Origin of the sequence: Anaerocolumna sp. MB42-C2, from assembly GCF_030913705.1 — a bacterium.
GTDB lineage: Bacteria > Bacillota > Clostridia > Lachnospirales > Lachnospiraceae > Anaerocolumna.
The window spans coordinates 5180886-5201690 of sequence record NZ_CP133190.1; the positions used below are offsets into that span (position 1 = coordinate 5180886).

The window sequence follows — 20805 nt, forward strand, 5'->3', positions numbered from 1 at the left end:
TGCATACAGTAACCAAACATAAAAAATTAATAAAAAGACAAAAAAATGGCACAATATCATAATATTGTGCTATTTTTTTTTGAAAAACAGACAAACTATCTTTGATAAGATGCCATCGTGTCTGAAGAATTTCTTAAATAAGGAGGAGCTTCAATTGCTGAGCTTTTTGGAAGGAATTAATTTTTATATAAATTCACCGTTTTTGCTGGTTATTTTATTGATACTGATTGCATTAATCTGTTTTGTTCTATTAATGTTGTATTATCGGTTTAACCATTTGGGAAAGAAAGTACATTTTCAGGTCTGTTCACCGGGGGATGGAGAGAAACCGGGACCGGACGAATGGGAGAAGCAGATGCTTGATTTGGCAGAAAGTCATAGTCAGGTCAGATTGGTTGGATACAGCTTTGTTCTTAATGATTATAATCAGGCAGCCTACAAAAAACTTAATAAAATCAGAGACAGCATCTCTGCCTTATCTACTGATATTATTTCTCTGATTCCGGCAGCACGCTGGCTTTTTGACAATTTCCAGATGATGTACCGGGAAATAAAAAAAGATCGTACCTCGGGAACGAGTTATGCTGTATTACCGATTCTGACCGGTAAGGAATACCGTAACTTTCCGCGAATTTATGTTGTGGCCAAGAAGATGGTGGCACTTTCGGGCGGACATTTAAGTGAAGAAAATATTTCTGTCATGTTAACGGCTTATCAGCAGAAGATACCTCTTACGGACAAGGAGATCTGGGTTTTGCCGGAAATGCTGGGTTTTTGCCTGCTTGAAGAGATCATTGTAATTGCCGATGAAATACTTCATATGATTGATGTGAAGTCCAAGGCAGAAAAGTTTTTGAGGGAAAAATTTAATGATAAACAGGATACGACCGATATATCGGAGCTTCTTTGTGAGATCGAAGAGAACCATAGGCTGAACTATTCTTTCCATGCCCATGTAATATACCTGTTGAAAAATATGTCTTTTGATGAGACTTCCATTCAAAAATACCTGGAATATCATTTTACTTCTCAGGAAAGACAGGTGAAAGCCACTGGTATATTCCTTGAGGAAGGAAAGATTGAATCCTTTCTTGAGACAAATATCCGGACTTTAATTGTAAGTCTGAGGGATATCAATGAAGTGGATGAAGAAAAATTCTTTGAGAAATATTCCTGCCTGGAGAAGATATTATCACAGGATCCGGATGGAGTTTATTCAAAGATGGATTTGGAAGCCAGAGGAATGTACAGGGGGATTATCGTTAAATTATCTCTCCGCTATAAACTGAAGGAAGAAAAGATAGCAAAAGATTGCCTGGAACTGGCACTTAAGGGCAGAGAGGATCTTCACTGTTCTCATCATGTAGGAGCCTATCTTTTGGGTAAGGGTTATCCGATTCTGAAAGCAAAAGTGTTAGGAAAACCGATTCCTGAAAATATTAAGAAAAAGAAAAATGTAAAAGGATTTCTCTATTTCCTTTTTATGTTCCTTATACTATTGGGACTAAATGCCTGCCTGCTCTATGGATTCAAAACCTTGGGAGGTTTGTATGGTACCAGCCGTCATTTCATTACCCTTCTGGTGGTCATGCCGTTGTCACTTGGCATTTCCATCGAGATTACAAATTTTATATTTACCAGAAGAATTATGGTTAAGAAGATTCCCTCCCTGAATTATCTGAAAGAGATACCAAAAGAAGCCAGAACCTTTGTGGTCATGCCGGTTATTGTCTCCTCGAAAAAACAGGGACTGGAGTATATGGACCGTCTTCAAAAGCATTATCTTGCAAATCGGCAGCCAAACCTTTACTTTGCTTTGCTGGTTGATTTTGAGGATTCTGCAGAACAATTTCTCCCGAAAGATAAGGAGATAGAGAGTGCCCTTGCTGCACGTATGAAAGAATTGAATGAACTCTATCCGTCGGAACATCAGCGCTTCGCTCTGTTCTTCCGCTGCCGTAAATGGAATAAGGCTGAGAACTGTTATATGGGGTGGGAGCGTAAAAGAGGAAAATTAGAAGAATTTAACAACCTGTTAAATGGGGTAGAAAAGGAGAATACCACCTTTTCTTCCATTTATAGCAGCAAAGAGCTTCTTACCACCTTTCGATATGTAATTACACTTGATGCGGATACAAATCTGATCCGTGACAATGCCGCGAAACTGGTTGGACTGATTGACCATCCTCTAAATAAGCCAATCCTGGATCTCTCAGGCAGGAAAGTGACGGAAGGTTATGTTATCATTCAGCCTGCGGTCAGAAATCATATCGTAGATAAGAATGGCAGCAGGTTTACTAAAATCTTCGGAGGAGAATCGGGCCTTGCCCACTATGGAACCGTGATATCCGATATCTACCAGGATATTTTTGGAGAAGCTATCTATACAGGGAAGGGCATCTATGATATTAAAGCTTTTCATAAAGTACTTCATAATAAGGTACCGGAAAACCGGATTCTCAGTCATGACCTTTTTGAGAGCTGTTATGCACGTACGGCCTTTTCCAGTACAGCTAAGATTATGGATAATTTTCCTAACAGCGTTTTATCTTTTACCAAAAGAGAACATCGATGGCTGCGCGGAGACTGGCAGCTTCTGCCCTGGTTGTTTATGAAGAAAACTCTGGACGGTAAAAGACTTGGGGCCTTATCAAAATGGAAGATTTTTGACAATCTGAGAAGGAGCCTGGTCCCTCTTAGTAAGACATTGTTTGTTTTGCTGAATCTGGTCTGGATGCCAAAGGCATATTACCTTTGGTTACCTTTCGTTTTCTTTAATGATATATTTACCCTGGTTATTATGTTGGTTGCAGTGATTACCCAGAAGATCATAAGGCCGAAGCTTGCCCTCGTTTATAAAGGTTTTTTGGAAGAACTTGGTACGATGCTTAATAGAGCATTCCTGGAGTTTACCATCACTCCTTACCGTGCTTATGTTGCATCGGATGCAATTGTTAGAACCCTGTATCGGGTCTTTATCAGCAAAAGAAATCTGCTTCGTTGGAATACAGCGGAAGCAGTGGATGCCTCCATTATTAATTCAAGAAAAGGATATTTCTTAACTATGTGGAGCTCTCTGCTTCCTGCTTTAGCACTTGCAATAGTTTTAATGACTGGACGTTTGACACCGGCTGGAATCATTTTCGCTGCAATCATAATTGCCGACTGGTGCTTAGCCTTTGAAATCGCATATCGGATCAGCCAGCCGGATAAGAAGCTTCATCTGAGAGATAAAGTACAAGACAGTGAGATGCTTTTAGATACTGCCCGCAGAACCTGGCAGTTTTTTAAGGAGCTTTCAACTAAGAAAAATAATTGGCTTTGCCCGGATAATTACCAGATAGGGATAGCTCCAAAAATCAGTGATAAAACATCGCCAACCAATATCGGACTCCAGTTTCTGGCAATTCTATCAGCCAGGGATTTTGGATTTGAAACTCTGAGCACTACGGTTGAATCCGTAGAAAACCTCATGGTAACGGTTCAGAATATGCTGAAATGGAAAGGGCATCTCTATAACTGGTATCATATTAAAACTCTGGAGGTACTTAATCCTGCTTATATATCAACCGTAGACAGCGGTAATTTCCTGGGACATTTGGTTGCCTTGAAAAACGGTCTTTTAGAGCAGATAGACAAACCGGTTTATACGGAGAATCTACTGTCTGAACTTCGTATTGCATTAATAAACAGCAATAAGGAAATTGAATTAAGAACAGGTACGTCCTCGGGAAATGTGCTTAGGGCAGAGTATCATAAGCTAGGTGAGGTGATAGAAGATATAGCGGAAATCTGGGAAAATTTAAACGAGAGGGAGCTAAAACCCTCCAAAGATTACCGCTATACCAAACAGTTGATGAACCACATTGACAGTATTGTAAATGAAATCTCAGCTTTAAAACTTAAGGAAGTGGAATTATCTTCTCATCCTACGCTTAGCAGCATTGCAGCAGAGGATAATAAATATGCTAATAACATGATTAATCGAATTCGGGCACTCAGTAATAAAATAGACAGTATTTTAGAAAACGTTGATTTTCGTTTCTTATTTAACGATAAAAGAATGTTGTTTCATATCGGATATCATGTATCCTCCCATATGCTGGATGATGGGTGTTATGACCTGATGGCGTCTGAATCGGCACTTACAAGCCTGCTTGCAATAGCCATGGGAGAAGTACCGCTAAAGCACTGGTATAAGTTAGGAAGACCGCTGACTATTGTAGGCGGCATTCCGTGTTTTGTTTCCTGGAGCGGTACAATGTTTGAATTCCTGATGCCTAATCTGGTATTCAAAGAATATGAGGGTTCTGTTTTCGCTTTGACCTCCAGGGCAGCGGTACTCCAGCATATGAAGTACGCAAAGGAAGCGGAGATACCTTGGGGTATATCTGAATCTCAGTATTATCGTTTTGACTTAAACTCAAATTATCAATATAAAGCTTTTGGTGTACCAAAGATAAGACTTCAGCCGGTCCGCAAGAATTCTCTGGTGGTTGCTCCCTACGCAACCATACTGGCACTGGATATCGCGGAAGAGGAATGTATAACGAATTTAAAGCTGCTTAAGAAATTAGGAGCCTACGGTGATTATGGTTTTTATGAATCGATTGATTTTAATTTACCGAATTCAGTGGATCTGACACCTTATTGTATTGTGAAATCCTATATGGCACATCATCAGGGAATGAATCTGGCTGCAATTAATAACTATCTGCATGAGGGTATCCTTCGGGAGAGATTTCATAGGGAGATGATGATAAAGGCTACAGAAGTTTTGCTGGAAGAAAAACGTCAGTCCCATTTGATTTCCATTGCTAAACGTGGTTATACAATAAAAATCGGTAAACCTCTTTTTAAGGAAGATATTTACAGTAATCGATATGTGAGCAGTCCGGGTTTGAATCCGCCTGTTGTAAATTACCTGTCCAACGGTAAGTATTCACTTATGATAACTTCCGATGGAGACGGCTTCAGTAAGTATGAGGACAGGATGCTTTACCGTTTTCGGCAGGATATTTACGCGAATACGGGTAATTATATTTATATCAAGGATATGAAGCAGGGTAAAGTATGGAGTACCACTTATCAGCCGACGAAAACAGAACCGGAGGATTACCAGGTGGTATTCTGTCCCCATAAGTCGGAATTCAAACGCAGAGATGGGGATATCTCATCACACATGGTCGTCAGCCTGGATGCGGATCATAATTTTGAAATTCGAAAGGTTTCACTAACGAATCACGGGAAAGAGGAAAAACAGCTGGAAATAACCAGTTATCTGGAGGTGGTGGACGACAGTTATCAGGCGGAGTTAAGCCATCCCGCATTCAATAAACTCTTTCTTGAAAGTGAATATCTGAAAGAACAGGAAATATTCCTTACTAAAAGACGCCGGAAGAAAGAGTCGGATAATCCTTATCTTATGCATATGATAAGAACAGGAATAAAGTTATGCAAAAAAATTGAATACGAAAATGACAGAAAACGATTCATCGGAAGGAACAATACCCTGGAGAATCCGGATTCTGTTGTTAACAGTATAACCTTTTTTAATAATTCGGGCTTTTGCAATGATCCGATTATGAGCTTACGGGCGCAGTTTTTCTTAGAGCCGGGTGAGACAGCAACTATATCTTTCATTACCGGAGTGTGTGACAGTAAGGAAGAAGCAATAAAAATCGGAGGAGAATTGAATGTTAGTTACCGGATTGACGATGTCCTGGAGAAATTCAGGCTTCAAACAAATCTGGAGCTAAAATATCTGGAAATTACGAAACCTCAATTAAACGCTTTTCAGGATCTGATCAGTCCGATCTTTTACGTTTCGGGTATATACCGTGGCCCGAATGAAAATATAAGGCGAAACTTTAAGGATCAGAGCTTTTTGTGGAAATTCGGTGTATCAGGCGATAATCCCATTCTGCTCTTAGTGGTTCGGTCCATTGAAGAAGAGAGGATTGTGAAAGATGTATTAAAGGCTTATGAATATCTAAGAATCAACCGCGTTATGACGGATTTGATTATTCTGATTGATTCCAAACATGGTTATCTGCAGGAGGTTGATGATTTAATCAATGATATAACAAGTACTCTTCGGATTTATGATTCCGGAAGTGAGAAGCCAAGCTTTTTTACATTGCATACGTATGACATGATACCGGCAGAAATTGATTTGCTTTATACGGTGGCGCGGGTCGTTTTTTCAGAGAAAACAGGTATTTATTTTAATGATTTAAAAGAAAATCAGTATGAATAGGAGCTATTAGGTTTAAGGAGGAAGAGGCTTTGGACACAGTGTATACGCCAACAACACAGGAGAAAGAAACAGAGAATTATGAATTTTTTAACGGTTTCGGGGCATTTGTCTGTGACGGCAGAGAATATGAGATTCTGCTGGAGGGTAATAACAGACCTCCGGCACCCTGGATTAATGTTGTATCGAATAAGAGTTTTGGATTTCAAATATCGGAATCAGGTGCGGGTTTTACCTGGAGTATCAACAGCAGGGAGAATAAGCTTACGACCTGGTCCAATGATCCCGTAAGTGACAGAGCCTCCGAAGCAATCTATATTCTGGATGAAATAACCGGTGAGGTAATGACTCCAATGTCTCTTGGCAGATCGGACAGAGGTATTTACAGGGTAAGACACGGGTTCGGATATAGCAGATTCCTGCATGAGGAAGGACTTCTGGATCAGGAACTGACAGTATTTACGCCTCTGGATGAGTCCTTAAAGCTATGGAGTCTTAAACTGACAAACAATTCGGATAAAGTAAAATATTTGAGCCTGACCTATTACGTGGAATGGGTTCTGGGTACCCAGAGGGAGCAAACAAATCCCTATATCCTGACTTCCTATGATAATGAACATGAGTATTTATATGCAAAAAACATCTATACCCTGAATTTTAGGAACACTTATTCCTATCTCTTCTCCAGTGAGATGATCGTGGGTTATACCGGTGACCGACAAGAGTTTCTTGGGCGTAAGGGCAGTGTTCTGGAACCGCGGGGAGCGGAAGTCAAGCTATCCTGCAATACAGGAGTGTGTTATGATTCCTGCGGAGCAATTCAGGTATCCGTAGCAATTCAACCGCGGGAATGTAAAACGGTGTTATTCGGACTCGGACAGAGCAGCAGTCTCAGCGAGATATACAAAATCAGAAATAAGTACAGGGATGTGACCGCCGCCGGGAATGAATTTGACAAGGTGAAAGCTTATTGGGACAGGTTATTAGGGACAGTTTTAGTTAAAACGAAAGACAGGGCAATCGATATTCTGGTCAACGGCTGGCTGCTCTATCAGACGGTATCCTGCCGTATTAATGCAAGAGCTGGTTTTTATCAGTGTGGAGGGGCTTATGGATACCGGGACCAGCTTCAGGATACGCTTTCGTTGCTTCTGGCAGATCCGGCTATACTGCGTAATCAAATTTTAATTGCCTGCAGCAGGCAGTTTGAGGAAGGAGATGTTCAGCATTGGTGGCATCCTCCCATGGGTGTGGGGGTAAGAACGAGAATTACTGACGATTTATTGTGGCTTCCCTATTGTACCGCCGCTTATATCAGAAGTACCGGAGATGCCGGAGTTTTAAAAGAGTCAGTACAGTATATCAAAGGTCCGGTGCTTACGGAGGATCAGCATGATGTCATGTTTACCCCGGAAGTATCTGAACGTTCCGAAAGTGTTTATGAGCATTGCAAAAAAACCATCGACCGGACTAGCTTTGGAGAACACGGACTTCCTCTCATGGGGGGAGGTGACTGGAATGACGGTATGAATGAGGTTGGAATACTGGGAAAAGGAGAGAGTGTCTGGCTGGCATGGTTTTTCTATACCGTCTTGGGTGACTTTATTCCTTTATGCCATCAGGAGGGTGATACAGCTTATGCTCAGGAACTGGAGGAGAAAAGGAAAATACTTCTCCAAAACATTGAAGAAAATGCCTGGGATGGGGAGTGGTATCTTCGTGCCTTTTATGATGACGGTTCAAAGCTTGGTTCAAAGGAAAACGATGAATGCAAGATAGATTCCATCAGCCAGTCCTGGAGTGTAATATCAAAAGGTGGAAAAAAGGAACGGGCACAAGCAGCAATGCAATCGGCATGGCGTTACCTGGTTAGAGAGGAGGAAGCCCTTTCCTTACTATTGGCACCTCCCTTTAATAAGACGATTAGAAATCCGGGTTATATTAAAAATTACATTCCAGGAATCCGGGAAAACGGAGGCCAGTATACTCATGCGGCAGTCTGGCTGGCGATTGCTACATCCATGTTGAAAGATTATAACATGGCCGGTACTCTGTTTACCATACTTAATCCGATTAATATTACCAGGAATAAAAAAGATGCCCTTAGGTACGAGAAAGAACCCTATGTAATGACGGCAGATATATCTCTTTGCCCACCCTATACCGGCAGAGGCGGCTGGAGTTGGTATACCGGTTCTGCCGGCTGGATGTATCAGGGACTGTTAAACTGGTTTCTGGGAATTCGGAAAGAGGGGAATGAGCTGGTTATAGATCCGGCCACACCATCAAGTTTCGGTGATTTTTCCATCGAATATAAATATGGAAGTTCTCTTTATGAAATCAGGATTGTGAACAGAAGCAAGGGAAGTCTTACAACGGAGGCAATCACTGTAGATGACAGAGTAATTAAAGGAAATAGAGTTTTATTGGCAGATGACGGGAAAAAGCATCTGATTATCGTATAGTTATTCTTTATTGGGGTTTCAGGCACTGGAATTTCTGCTGTGGAATGCAAGCGTAATTTCAATGCCAGAACCCCCTTTTTTATGGCGCACATTTAGTGCTTCTTATGGGGAGATAACAGACAAATTACCGATTCAAATGTCGTATTCATAAGGTTAAGGATGTCAAAGCCATATTCTTTTTCCGGCATACCATAGCATTTATGTAATATACCATTCAAAACTATACCATCGATTGAGGTTGCAATAAAGCAGAGAATGTCATTTAGGAGCAGGACAGGTTGAAATTCTCCTGCAGAGATTCCATTACGTATTACATTGTATAATTGGTTCATTAGGTACTGTATATTGTCAATATGCCTGTTTTGGGCGGATACATTGTTAATCCGATCAGGTTCGTAAGCAATCATCTCTGTTAATTCAAAGTGGAATTTACCTAAAGTGGTTGCATTGTCATTCAAATAATTTGCCAGAAGATCGAATAAATTCTTCAAGGCTTCTGCGGATGTTGTTTTGCCAGTCAGTATCTCATCAATTATTTTCTTGTAATCAGTAGTGGGACAGCATTTGTTCATAACTTCAACAAGTATTTCATCAACATTTTTATAATAGCGATAAATACCCCCCTGGCTGATTCCTGATTCACGTATAATATCCTTCATTGTGATTTGATGCAATGGTTTCCTTTTGCAGATGTTTAAAGCTGCATCTAAGATAAAATCTTTTTTTTGATAGAAATATTCAGGTTTGACTTTTGGCATCCAATTCCCCCTCCTGGATCAGTAAATGGCATATTGTTTATTTATTGATTATAGACTTCACTCAGAAAAGTGTAAAGATAAAATGAAAATATCTAATCTTGGTCAAAGATAATCCTTAAGATTTAAATAGTAAATTAAAAAAAACATACTCTGGATTCATCGAACATTCTGTATGATAACACAATACGATAAATGTAAAATGACATATAAAAGTTACAGTTCAGCCTTTGGTACCGCGAGGTGTTTTTTGTGAGTGAAGCGAAGCGAAAGTCACAGAAAACCCGAGACATACCTGCGCGAAATTATGCAGAATGCATAATTTCTGTGCATCATATGTTACAATTCAGCCATAGGCTGAATTGTAACATATAAAATGACATATGTATCGTTTATATCTTGACAAGGGATGATATATTAAGTAAAATATAAATGACACATATGTCATTTATATTTTGTTATAGGACAAATTATACCAAAAATCAATTAAAGTTATTCAGTTTTACCTTATATTTTTTTCTTTAATAGAATTAAACAAAAAAAGGATGGTCATGCTATGAAGTTATATACACGTATTAGTCAATTGTTCTACTATAAAGCATTTTTATTATCCGTGATTCTTGGTCCGGTATTCATTTTTTTACATGAAATAGTCCATGCGGTTTTTTTTGAACTTGGAGGCATTAAAGCACACTTTCTCCGTTTTTCGATGGCTGCTCCTATCAATTTTACATATGATTTTTATGACCTGAAAAAAGCTGTTTCTTTCTATAATTCCAGCAACCATGTTGTTTTTGCAGCTGCTATTTCGGCACCGTTATTTACTCTTATATTTTCTTATATCTCATTATTGCTCTATCGTTTGAATAAGAAAATTATTTTTTGGGTGTTATCCATTAATCCACTAATTTTTCGACTAGTAGGAGCAACTATTAAGATTCCTGCTTTTGTAGATGGTTACGCTACTACTTCAGACGAAGCTGTTGCAGCTAGATTTATAAATGTTCCGTTAACAACATTTTTATGGCCATCGCTGGTTTTGGGTTATCTGTGTATTATTCTATTATTTCTGTGTACTGAGAAGAACAATAGATTAAAATATATGACTTCAACAATATTAGGCGGAACACTGGGATACTTTATTATTGAGCAATTAGTAAATATGTTTATTATATAAGACAATATGATTCGAGGATCAAAAGCCAAACACATAAATGCCGCCAGTACTGTCGGCATTTTGTCTTATATGTATGGTTTCAAAGTGTATGAATAAAATGTTCAGACCAAGAGCTTAGATGAACATTAAATCATATCAGGAATATATTGTTATGAGATTTACACATCTAAAAAGGAAGGTAGATATGAACAATGATATAGAGTGTTACATGGCTAATTCGTACTGCTTCAGAGAAAATGGATGGACTTTTTTACATATTGAGGGTGCACCATATGAAAGAGGTTTTCAGCATGGATATCATCTTGCGAAAGATATTTCAAAAGTATTTAAAAATTTGGCCGCTATAACATTTTTAAATACAGGCAAAGAAATAGAATATTTTATAGAGGCCGCACACACTCTCTTTTCTCCGAGCATTGACAGTGAATTTATTGAGGAATTGCGGGGAATTGCTGATGGAGTATCGGCAGCCGGTTGTAAAATTTCTTTTGATGCTTTGGTGGTAATGAATGGTTATATAGAACTTATCTATTATTGGTGGCCAAGTGTTAAAGACAGCAGGATTAGTTGGGTAAAGGACAAAACTGAGCACTGCAGCGCATTTATCGCTGCCGGAGATGCAACAAAAGACAATGAAATAGTAATGGGGCATAATACCTGGTGGGATTTCTTCCTGGCCCAGTATTTTTATGTAATACTTGATATTATACCAACGGATGGATATAGGGTAATGATGCAATGTATTCCCGGATTCATCCACAGCATGTCGGATTTTTTTATTACTGGTGCCGGAATCATGGGAACTGCCACAACGATAAATGGCTTTAACAAATATAAAGAGGGCGGAGTTCCTGAATTTTCCCGTGTACGAAAAGCAAAACAATATGGAAGTACCATTGATGAATGGGCCCGGATAATGGAAAAAGAGAATAACGGAGGTATTGCAAACAGCTGGCTTCTTGGAGATATCAATACGAAGGAAATTGCCCGTTTCGAATTGGGTCTTGTTTACAGCAGTCTGGACAAATTAAAGAATGGATTTTTTACCGGATTTAACGAAGCAGAAGATCCAAGGATCAGAAATCTGGAATGTGAAAATACTGAATATAACGATATTCGCGGTAATGGATCAAGAAAAGTAAGATGGAAACAGTTAATGGAGATGAATTATGGAAAGATTGATATCGAAAATGCTGAATTTATGTTGGAAGATCATTATGATATCTATTTGGGAATTTATCAGCCAGGTAATCGTACCATATGCGGGCATTGGGACGTTGATCCTTTTGAATTTACCGGTATGACAGGAAATAAACCCTATAACCCCGGAGGTGCAGTTGATGGAAAAGTCGTATCCAGCAGTTATGCCAAAGATTTCTCATTCTGGGCAAGATACGGAAGGTCTTGCTGTGAACCATTTTATGTTGATGAGTTTTTAAAGAAACACCCTCAATGGGAGTGGCAAAGAGAGTTCCTTTTGGACAGACCGACACAGCCATGGACACTTGTCAGGGGTAACAAATGTACAAAGTCGCCAGGTTATAAGATATAAAATCTTCTGATCTTTAAATGGCTCCATCAGTAACTTCCTTTGGATTTGCAGAATAATCATATGCTGTAAAGTAAAGTTTTTATCTTTTTTAACATATAATAATAAAAACTTGAAGCATGGGTATTTTTATGGACATTTACGTAGTGCAGGACGGTGATACCATTACATCAATTGCGAATCAATTTGGTGTAACAGAAACAAGGCTTATACTTGATAATGGAATAAGCAATCCTTATGATTTGGTTTTTGGGCAAACCATTGTAATTACTTATCCGCAAAAAACATATCTTGTACAAGAAGGCGATACGTTATCTGAGATTGCATTCAATAATGGAATATCAATCATGCAGTTATATAGAAATAATCCATACCTTTGGGACAGGGAATTTATTTATCCTGGAGAAGTACTTATTATCAATTACAATACGAATGCAACTGTTACTACAAATGCCTATGCGTTTCCTTTTATAGATAAGAATATTGCTAAAAAGTCTTTACCATATTTAACTTATCTTTCTATCCTAAATTATAAAACCTTGAAGCAAGGTGAGATAGAGTCATTCTATGATGATTCTGATTTGATTGCGATTGCCAAATATTTTGGAGTGGCACCTTTAATGCTTGTTACAAGTGTAACATTTCGAGGTGAACGAAATCCCGAATTGGTGAACGATATACTATTAAACCCGGATTACCAGGATAGACATGCACAAAACATGCTTAAAATAATGAAAGAAAAAGGATATTACGGAGTAAATATTACGATTACATATTTAAACAAAGACAATCAGGAACTTTATATAGAGTATCTTAAGCGAATAACATCTCACTTGAATAAGGAAGGGTTTCCGGTATTTGTTACCATAGATCCTAATTTTATGACAGAAGAAAATGAGCTGCTGTTTGAGAAAGTGAATTATTCAAATTATAATGAATTAGTGGATTTAACTTATGTAATGAGATTTTTCTGGGGTACTCAGTTTGGGCCTCCTATGCCTGTAAGTTCAATAAGTGATATTTCTATATATGTCAATTATATGAAACAAATGATAGCACCTCAAAATATTAATATCGGATTTCCATTATTGGGTTATGATTGGGAGATTCCCTATATAGAGGGTTTTACGAAAGGAAATGCAATTACATTAGATACTGCGGTGGAGTTGGCAAGGATAACGAAATCTACCATACTGTTTGATAAAATTTCAGAAACACCATATTATGAATATAATATCGGTAAAAATACAGCACAGCATATAGTGTGGTTTGTAGACGCCAGGACCATTTATGCAATAGTACAACTAGTCATAGAAAATGAATTGCAGGGAACAGGTTTATGGAATATCATGACCTATTATCCGCAGCTATGGCTTATAATTAATTCAAATTTTACGATAAAAAAAATATTACCCGAGAACAGTTCTGATTCCTTGTAAGGTTATAAACCATACAAGAGAGTGGATTTTTATGATGTTTATCAGAATGTAGATGAGAATGAACAATGGTTAGTGAAAAAAATCGTTATACAAAAATGGGTCAAAAATTTTTTGTCCCATTTTTGTACATGAATTTGTAGATGACTGTTATTCATTTCGAGACTTGCATACGATCTATTATCTTACGATATATCATCATTAAAATAGGTGTAATCTTCCAGGTTTATTTCTTTTCCGGATTCGGCCCATGGAATTTTAATCTGAGCAGGAAAAGTCCAATTATCATAACAATCTTTCAATATATCATTCAAACCTTCCGTATAAACTGTTCTTGTTGCACTGTCATATTTAACTAAATTGACTGGAAAATCAAGGATATTCCTTTTGGATTCCTGCATTCCATTAATACATATGATATGGGGCAATGATGTCTTAATATTGCAGGGTGATTTTGTAATACCCCTCACGGTATCCAGAGTATTATACAATTTAGTATAAGCAGCCTCATCTGGATTTCCATAATTTTTTATACTTCCGTCTTTAAATCTGACTTGTATATCTGTCCCTGTATGAAATGTAATACATGCATTTTCAAATTCATATTGGAAAGTCGGATCAAGGTGTTCTAGGGTTGCATGGGAAGCGTAGAAACACAGTTCGACTCCTTTTTTAGTGATTATTTTGGCACATACAGTATCAAAATTCTCTATATGATTGGCACGATATAATTCTGCGGTTATTTTTTTTGGATATTCACTGGTATCCATAGAGTCCCCAAGTAAAAATAACATATTATGAAGATAATGAGCAGCAGCATTATTAGCAATACTGTCCAGAATCCAATTACCGGAGTTATCCTTTATCTTTGCTGCCCAACCTCTATTATAGTAGTCCTCATTTCTTGGCCAAAGTACAATGGTTTTAAACCTCAACGGTTTTCCAAATACTCCACCCATAATATCTTTCTTCAATTTTTGAATTGCCTCGTTATAGGACCATTGAAAGCCGATGGAAACAAGTTTATCAGTTTCTTTTTGAGCTTTTAGCATCGCTAATGCATCCTGTATTGTTGCACATACAGGTTTCTCGCATAATACATTACTTCCTTTGGACAAAGCATAACACACCTGACTTTTATGAAATTGTATGGGAGTCGATATAATTGCCAGATCAGCTTCATATTGGCTGTAAAACTCCTCAATCGAAGTAAAAAATGGTACATTCATTTTCTTTAGTATATCTAAATTTCTGCACGCCAAAGGATTGGGATCAACGACACCTGCTATGGTTATATCCTTTGTGTATTCATTATCGAGCAGTGCATCCACATAATAATTTCCATATCCCCCGGCACCCACCATAAGGATTGATATTGTTTTATTCATTGTTAATCTCCTGTATTGTAAAATGACAGCTATTCCGGATATGAAAAACCTGTTGCACTTTCCGGAATATCCTTTATTTATATTTTAATACTTTCAATCAGGATTTTTATATATTTTGTTTGTTTAAAAATATGCGTTTTTTGCTATTTACTACATTCAGTTATTTCATTTTGCCAGAGAGGAAGAATATGGTAAAAAATATTGAAAGATTAAGCTAATTGTGGGATAATGAATTATGATAATTTAATAGATAAGCTGGATGTAAGCTAATAGCTGAGTGCTTACTAAAAAATCATTGAGTAAAGTATAAGTATGGGTAAATGCCTGTACGCTAATGGAGGTGAAGAAAAATGAGACATGCTGATACCATAGTTTTAGTTGAAGATATAAATGTATCAAAGGAATTCTATATTAATGTAATGGGACTGGAGATCTTATATGATTGGGAGAACATGGTGATCTTTAAAGAGCGTTTTTCAATACATCAGGCGAATAAACTTAAACCGGAAGCGGAAATAAACAAGCTCCTTCCTACTGGAAAACAAGGGCGTAACAATATAGATATTTATTTTGAGACAGAAGATATTGAAGAAGAATATAACAAGATTCTACAGAAAAATGTAAAAGTAATTCACGGAATTATAGAATTACCTTGGCAAAAAATATTCCGAATATATGATCCGGACAATCATATTATTGAAATAGGAGGACCACATTATCTTTAGTTTAGGATAAGTAAGTTAATAGTCAGAAGACAGTCTGGCTGTGGGAAAATAGATGCTGATTTAAAAGAAGCCCATATTTTGATAATAATAAGGCGGGAAACAGCCAGTTTGGCTGTTCCCGCTTTATTATTTCTTTGATAATTCTTCGAACTTCCTTTTGCTGTTTCTTAAAAATATAGTACCAGTTTATACTGAGTTTAAATTCAAGATATATTGTATTAAAAAAGGGCGGTAGTACATAGTCCAAACATAGAGGAAAGCAGTTTGAATGAAAATGGAGGTAGAACATATGACAGCAGCAAAGGCAGACTCATTTGATCACATACTGGAGACAGCGGGATATAAACAGACAAATCAACGACGAAGAGTATTGGAGGTTATAATTAAAAACAGGGACAGGCATTTAAGTGTTGAAGAGGTATACGATGAGTTAAAGAAAACGAAATGCCGTGTAGGGTTAGCAACGGTCTACCGAACCATAAAATTGTTTGAAAAAGTTGGATTCATAAGGCATATAGCACTGGACGACGGGGATCTGAGGTACCAGATAATAGACCCTGAGGAAAAGAGGGAGCACCAGCATCTAATATGTGAAATTTGTGGAGATGTAGTTGATATCCAGGATTCGATCGATATCCCGAAAGAGCAGCTGGAATATATAGAAAAGAAAGTATTTACAGAAAAAGGTTTTATTGTAACCAATCCAAAAGTACAGATTTACGGGATATGTAAGAATTGTTCAAAAAAGTTAATAAATGAAGAGGTTGCAGATGTGGCTGTGATGAGGGGTTAAGGGTATCTTGACCGGTATGATGTCGGATGATATAATTTAATTTCTAAAGTTGCTTATCGAAAAACAATATCATTAATGATAAAATTAATAAGGATAAAGTAGAGTTTAATCGTAACTGGGAATGTGACAGCAAATCCCCTCATATGAGGGAGAGTGAAATGTAGTAAGAGGTATTGTATGGATCGTGATAGCTTTATACAAAGTTTTTTTTTGAGAGAAGAAGAAAAATTGTACAAAAATTTATATCTTCAGAATCCTCAGATTTATGAAGAACCGATTAGAAGCTGGGAGGAATTTCTAAGACGTTTTACCGCGAATAACAAAGACGGGGAAATAAGTCTGCCACAGTTGCCGCCGACACCTATCGAAAATCGTTTTACAGAAGACGAATTTTTTTCTCAGGAAATATTTGAAGAAACGAATATAGTTGTTAATGCCCGCTACTGTCCTGCTTTTTTACACGGCTTGGAATTTATTAAATTAATTTATGTGTTTTGTGGGAATTGTATGTTTTACTATGCAGGAAAATGGACCGAACTATGTGCCGGAAACATATGTATTGTAGCACCGGAAGTAGAACAGACGGTTTTTTCACATTCTGATAAAGATATTGTTATAAATCTGCTGATTCGCAGAAGTTCCTTTACAGAAGCTTTTCCGGAACTGTTAGAAATTAATGAGAGCGGAATTATTGCGGATTTTTTCTGGAAAATGCTTTATCACAAACGGGGAGGTGAAGTGATGCTCTTTTATAGCAAACCTTATAAACTTCTGGAAGATGGCGTAATTGAGCTGTATGAGGAGACATTTTTACTGCCAAAAAAAAGCCGATTGGTGATGAAAAGCATGATGATGTCCATATTTGGATATATTTTAAGAATTAATGAGGAGGATGCTGTGTTACTAAAGGAGAGTAAAAAGATCGAAAAATATCCTTTAATTGAATATCAGCAGTATATGAAAAGGAATATAGATACCGTTTCTTTAGCCTCTCTTTCAAAGGAATTTTATGTGAGTGAGGGATATTTAAGCCGGTATTTTCACAAAGAGACCGGTTATACTTTTAGTCACATGCTATTGGAGATGAGGATGAGGAAAGCAGCCGAATTATTAATCAAAACGGAATGTAATATGGAACGGATCGTTTCTCTTATCGGTTACCGGGATCAAAGTATTTTCTTTCGGAATTTTAAAGAGACCTATGGTATGACACCGGCAGTATATAGAAAGAAGAAACGTCAGGCAGAAGTGATGCGAATTTAACAGAGAAGAGGAAAGCGATTGGTTATGGAACTAAGCAAGGAGGAAATCCTCTATAAAAGGTTGTACGAAATGATGCCGGAGGAATGGGAGATACCTGTAAATGATTGGACGGAAGTGGTTCATAGGTGCCATAAGAAAGGTATTAAATTTATTCCTGAAAAAGAACCTACCAAAATGGGAAACGTGTTGAACGAAGAAGACTTTTTTACATCAAGTGAGGAAGAAGTGAAATGCATAAGGAATTCACGTTATTGTCCTCCGTTTATTCACAGGCTGGAATTTATTAAAGTTATTTATGTTCTTAGCGGACAAGTTGTTGTATATCTTAATGATATACAGTATGTAATGAATGCGGGTAATTTCTGTATTGTCACTCCGGGTATTAAACATACTGTTTTTTCAAAGCAGGATGAAGATTCGGTTATCAATATTTTAATGAGAATCAGCTCTTTTTCCAATGCTTTTTCCGGGATTTTAATGGAACAAAATATTTTATCGGATTTTTTCTGGAAAATTTTATATACGAAGCACAGCAACCGGATGTTATTATTTCGCTGCCCGAATGATCCCAAATTGGACCGCTGGGTAGAAAATATATTTGAGGAATCAGAGAGAGAATCCGGAGCCAGTAATTTATTGATGAAGAGTTATGCTATGATTTTTCTTGGCATCGTGATGAGGGAGCACTTAAGCGAACTTCAACTGTTAGAAGAATTGATGGATGATGTATATGTGCTCCCGGCAATTATTCAGTATATTAAAAATAATTTAAAAACTGTTACCATGGAGGAGCTTACAAGACACTTTGAGATGAACGAAAGTGAATTAAGGCACTATATTGTCAGAGAAAGCGGATATACTTTTAATTATTTACTAAGGGATCTCAGGCTTCGCAAGGCAGTATATTTGCTAAAAAACACGAATAAAAGCGTGGAGAGAATCATAGAGGAAGTCGGATATTATAATATAACAAATTTTTACCGCAGTTTTAAAAAACAATACGGCAAAACTCCACAGGGATATCGTGATAAAGAGGGAATATTTTTATAATTTATTTAATAAAGAGATATTAGAAAAAAGGAAGCGAAAGCTTCCTTTTTATTATCTGAAGAGAAATAAATTTATACTGACAGTAAGAGGGGGTATTTTTGTATGAATTATCCAGATATGCACAACTTAAATGTATTATTATAAAAGGTCATATAAAACAAGTTTTATATAGAGTGTTAAATAAAGCGACGGAATGTATAATGTGTTTGTACATAAAGTACAAAAGATCCGGATTGTTTTAAATGTTGCTGTAGTAAAAATGTAAAGGAGGAACTATTTTATGAAAAAAATGTTGGCGGTATTCATGATGGCGGTACTTATGACATCCTTATTGGCTGGGTGCGGTAATAAGGCTGCAGACAAAACATCATCCGTAAAAGACGGGGAAACAACAACTGAGGATAAAAGTCTGATTCCCATTACCTTTTCCCGCGCGCAGGATTCTTCCATGGAGACAGATATTTTTGCAAAAATGGAGAATACGACCTATGAGGAGAATCTTTGGACTGACCTGATTGCCAAGAAACTTGGTTACGATGTGAAGTATTTATGGATCGCATCCAGCGGGGATTTACAGACCCAGAAATTTAATGCGGCAATGGCCTCCGGTGAGATTCCGGATATTGTCTGCGTTGGCAAGTCGGATTTAAAACAGCTGGTAGAATCTGACTTGATCGTTGATATAAAGCCGTACTTTGACAAATATGCCAGTGACTTTGTAAAAGACCTGATTGCTTCAGCCGGAGATGCAAGTATTAAGGCTGCGACTTATGATGGTACTCAATATGGCATTCCTTACGTGGATTGTGATCTTGAAACAGCTCAGATGCTCTGGCTGCGTCAGGATTGGATGGATAAATTAAATCTCCAGGCACCTAAGTCACTGGATGAACTGAAGAATATTCTGAAAGCGTTTAAAGATTATGTTGGAGACGGTGCGGTTGGTCTTGCTGTAAGCAGTGATATTTATGGTAATACCTTCGATATCAAAGGCTGGACCAATGCTTATGGCGCTTATCCGGGATATTGGATAAAGGATGCAAACGGAAATCTAGAGTATGGAAGCACGACACCTAAGATGAAAGAAGCACTGGGCGGACTTGCCGAGTTATATAAAGATGGTCTTCTTGATCCCGAATTCTATGTAAATGACAGTGATAAAGCCAAGGAAGCATTAGTGAACGGAAAATGCGGTGCAATATATGGTTATCATGCAACTTCCCTATGGCCGCTGCAGGACACGGTAGATGCAGATCCGAATGCAGACTGGATGCCCTATATGATTCCCATGAAAGAAGCGGGGGAGACAATCACACCTGGTATTCATATGTGTACCGGAAGCTGGTATGCTGTCAGCAAGAATTGTAAACATCCGGAAGCTTTGATTCAAATGTTGAATTTGTACTGTGAAAAAGTTTTGGACCCTGAATTAAACGAATATAAAGTATATGCAAATCCGGGAAATGGTTTGGAGGGCGTATGGAGACTTTCGCCGGTAACCATTAACAGTCCTAATAAGAATCAGGTAACCGCAAAGGCAATTGAGGAACCGTTAAAGACCGGAGATCCCGGAAAACTTACCGGAGAACAGTACTCCATGTGGGATTACAGCTATAAAGCGCTCAAAGGGGATAAAACACTGTGGGGCTGGAACAGGGTCTTTGGTGAAAACGGCTCTCAGCAGTTATTGATGGCTTATCAAAACAGCAGCAATGTTGAACTGGTGTATGATAATTTTGTCGGAGCACCGGGCGAAATTATGGCCTCAACAAAATCCACCCTGGATGATATGTTAGATCAGGAATTCCTTAAGATAATAGCAGGTCAGAGCTCTCTGGATTCTTTTGATAAAGTTGTGAATGACTGGAAAACAGCTGGCGGGGACAAAATGACAGCAGAAGTCAATGAATGGTATTCCGAAAACAAATAAAAATGTTTTAAGTGATAA

General features: G+C 37.8%; 12 protein-coding genes. 10 read left to right on the forward strand and 2 right to left on the reverse strand.

Going from position 1 to position 20805, the window contains the following annotated elements:
* The first annotated feature begins 154 nt into the window (after positions 1-154).
* Both RBU59_RS22970 and RBU59_RS22975 read left to right on the forward strand, forming a co-directional pair.
* Complete coding sequence (locus RBU59_RS22970) at positions 155-6259, forward strand: glucoamylase family protein (protein WP_308144801.1); 6105 nt, start codon at positions 155-157, stop codon at positions 6257-6259.
* A 38-nt stretch (positions 6260-6297) separates the two neighbouring features.
* Positions 6298-8721 carry a GH36-type glycosyl hydrolase domain-containing protein gene (locus tag RBU59_RS22975; RefSeq protein WP_308148629.1) on the forward strand — a complete coding sequence of 808 codons (2424 nt, stop codon included), beginning with the start codon at positions 6298-6300 and terminating at the stop codon, positions 8719-8721.
* Positions 8722-8813: 92 nt separating this feature from the next.
* On the opposite strand, the gene RBU59_RS22980 is transcribed toward RBU59_RS22975, so the two are convergent.
* On the reverse strand, positions 8814-9479 hold the full coding sequence (locus RBU59_RS22980) for a TetR/AcrR family transcriptional regulator (RefSeq protein ID WP_308144802.1): 666 nt from the start codon (positions 9477-9479) through the stop codon (positions 8814-8816).
* A gap of 553 nt (positions 9480-10032) precedes the next feature.
* Between RBU59_RS22980 and RBU59_RS22985 the strand changes: the two genes are divergently transcribed.
* The 3 genes from RBU59_RS22985 (at position 10033) to RBU59_RS22995 (ending at position 13641) form a co-directional block, all read left to right on the forward strand.
* The gene (locus RBU59_RS22985; protein WP_308144803.1) at positions 10033-10653 is read left to right on the forward strand and encodes a hypothetical protein; all 621 of its coding nucleotides are present in this window, start codon (positions 10033-10035) and stop codon (positions 10651-10653) included.
* Positions 10654-10837: 184 nt separating this feature from the next.
* Complete coding sequence (locus RBU59_RS22990) at positions 10838-12205, forward strand: C45 family autoproteolytic acyltransferase/hydolase (protein ID WP_308144804.1); 1368 nt, start codon at positions 10838-10840, stop codon at positions 12203-12205.
* Between the two features lie 128 nt (positions 12206-12333).
* Positions 12334-13641: a LysM peptidoglycan-binding domain-containing protein gene (locus RBU59_RS22995; protein ID WP_308144805.1), complete on the forward strand. Its 1308-nt coding sequence runs from the start codon at positions 12334-12336 to the stop codon at positions 13639-13641.
* Positions 13642-13823: 182 nt separating this feature from the next.
* Here the strand turns inward: RBU59_RS22995 and RBU59_RS23000 are convergent, their stop codons facing one another.
* Positions 13824-15026: a Gfo/Idh/MocA family protein gene (locus tag RBU59_RS23000; protein WP_308144806.1), complete on the reverse strand. Its 1203-nt coding sequence runs from the start codon at positions 15024-15026 to the stop codon at positions 13824-13826.
* Between the two features lie 350 nt (positions 15027-15376).
* Here RBU59_RS23000 and RBU59_RS23005 point away from each other — a divergent pair, with 350 nt between their 5' ends.
* The 5 genes from RBU59_RS23005 to RBU59_RS23025 all read left to right on the forward strand — a co-directional run bounded on the left by RBU59_RS23005 (position 15377) and on the right by RBU59_RS23025 (position 20787).
* Positions 15377-15751: a VOC family protein gene (locus tag RBU59_RS23005; RefSeq protein ID WP_308144807.1), complete on the forward strand. Its 375-nt coding sequence runs from the start codon at positions 15377-15379 to the stop codon at positions 15749-15751.
* A 289-nt stretch (positions 15752-16040) separates the two neighbouring features.
* A complete protein-coding gene (locus RBU59_RS23010) occupies positions 16041-16544 on the forward strand; it encodes a Fur family transcriptional regulator (protein WP_308144808.1) in 504 nt (167 codons plus the stop codon).
* A 177-nt stretch (positions 16545-16721) separates the two neighbouring features.
* Positions 16722-17807: an AraC family transcriptional regulator gene (locus tag RBU59_RS23015; RefSeq protein WP_308144809.1), complete on the forward strand. Its 1086-nt coding sequence runs from the start codon at positions 16722-16724 to the stop codon at positions 17805-17807.
* A 24-nt stretch (positions 17808-17831) separates the two neighbouring features.
* A complete protein-coding gene (locus RBU59_RS23020; RefSeq protein ID WP_308144810.1) occupies positions 17832-18857 on the forward strand; it encodes an AraC family transcriptional regulator in 1026 nt (341 codons plus the stop codon).
* 280 nt (positions 18858-19137) lie between these two features.
* A complete protein-coding gene (locus RBU59_RS23025) occupies positions 19138-20787 on the forward strand; it encodes an extracellular solute-binding protein (RefSeq protein WP_308144811.1) in 1650 nt (549 codons plus the stop codon).
* Positions 20788-20805 lie beyond the last annotated feature (18 nt).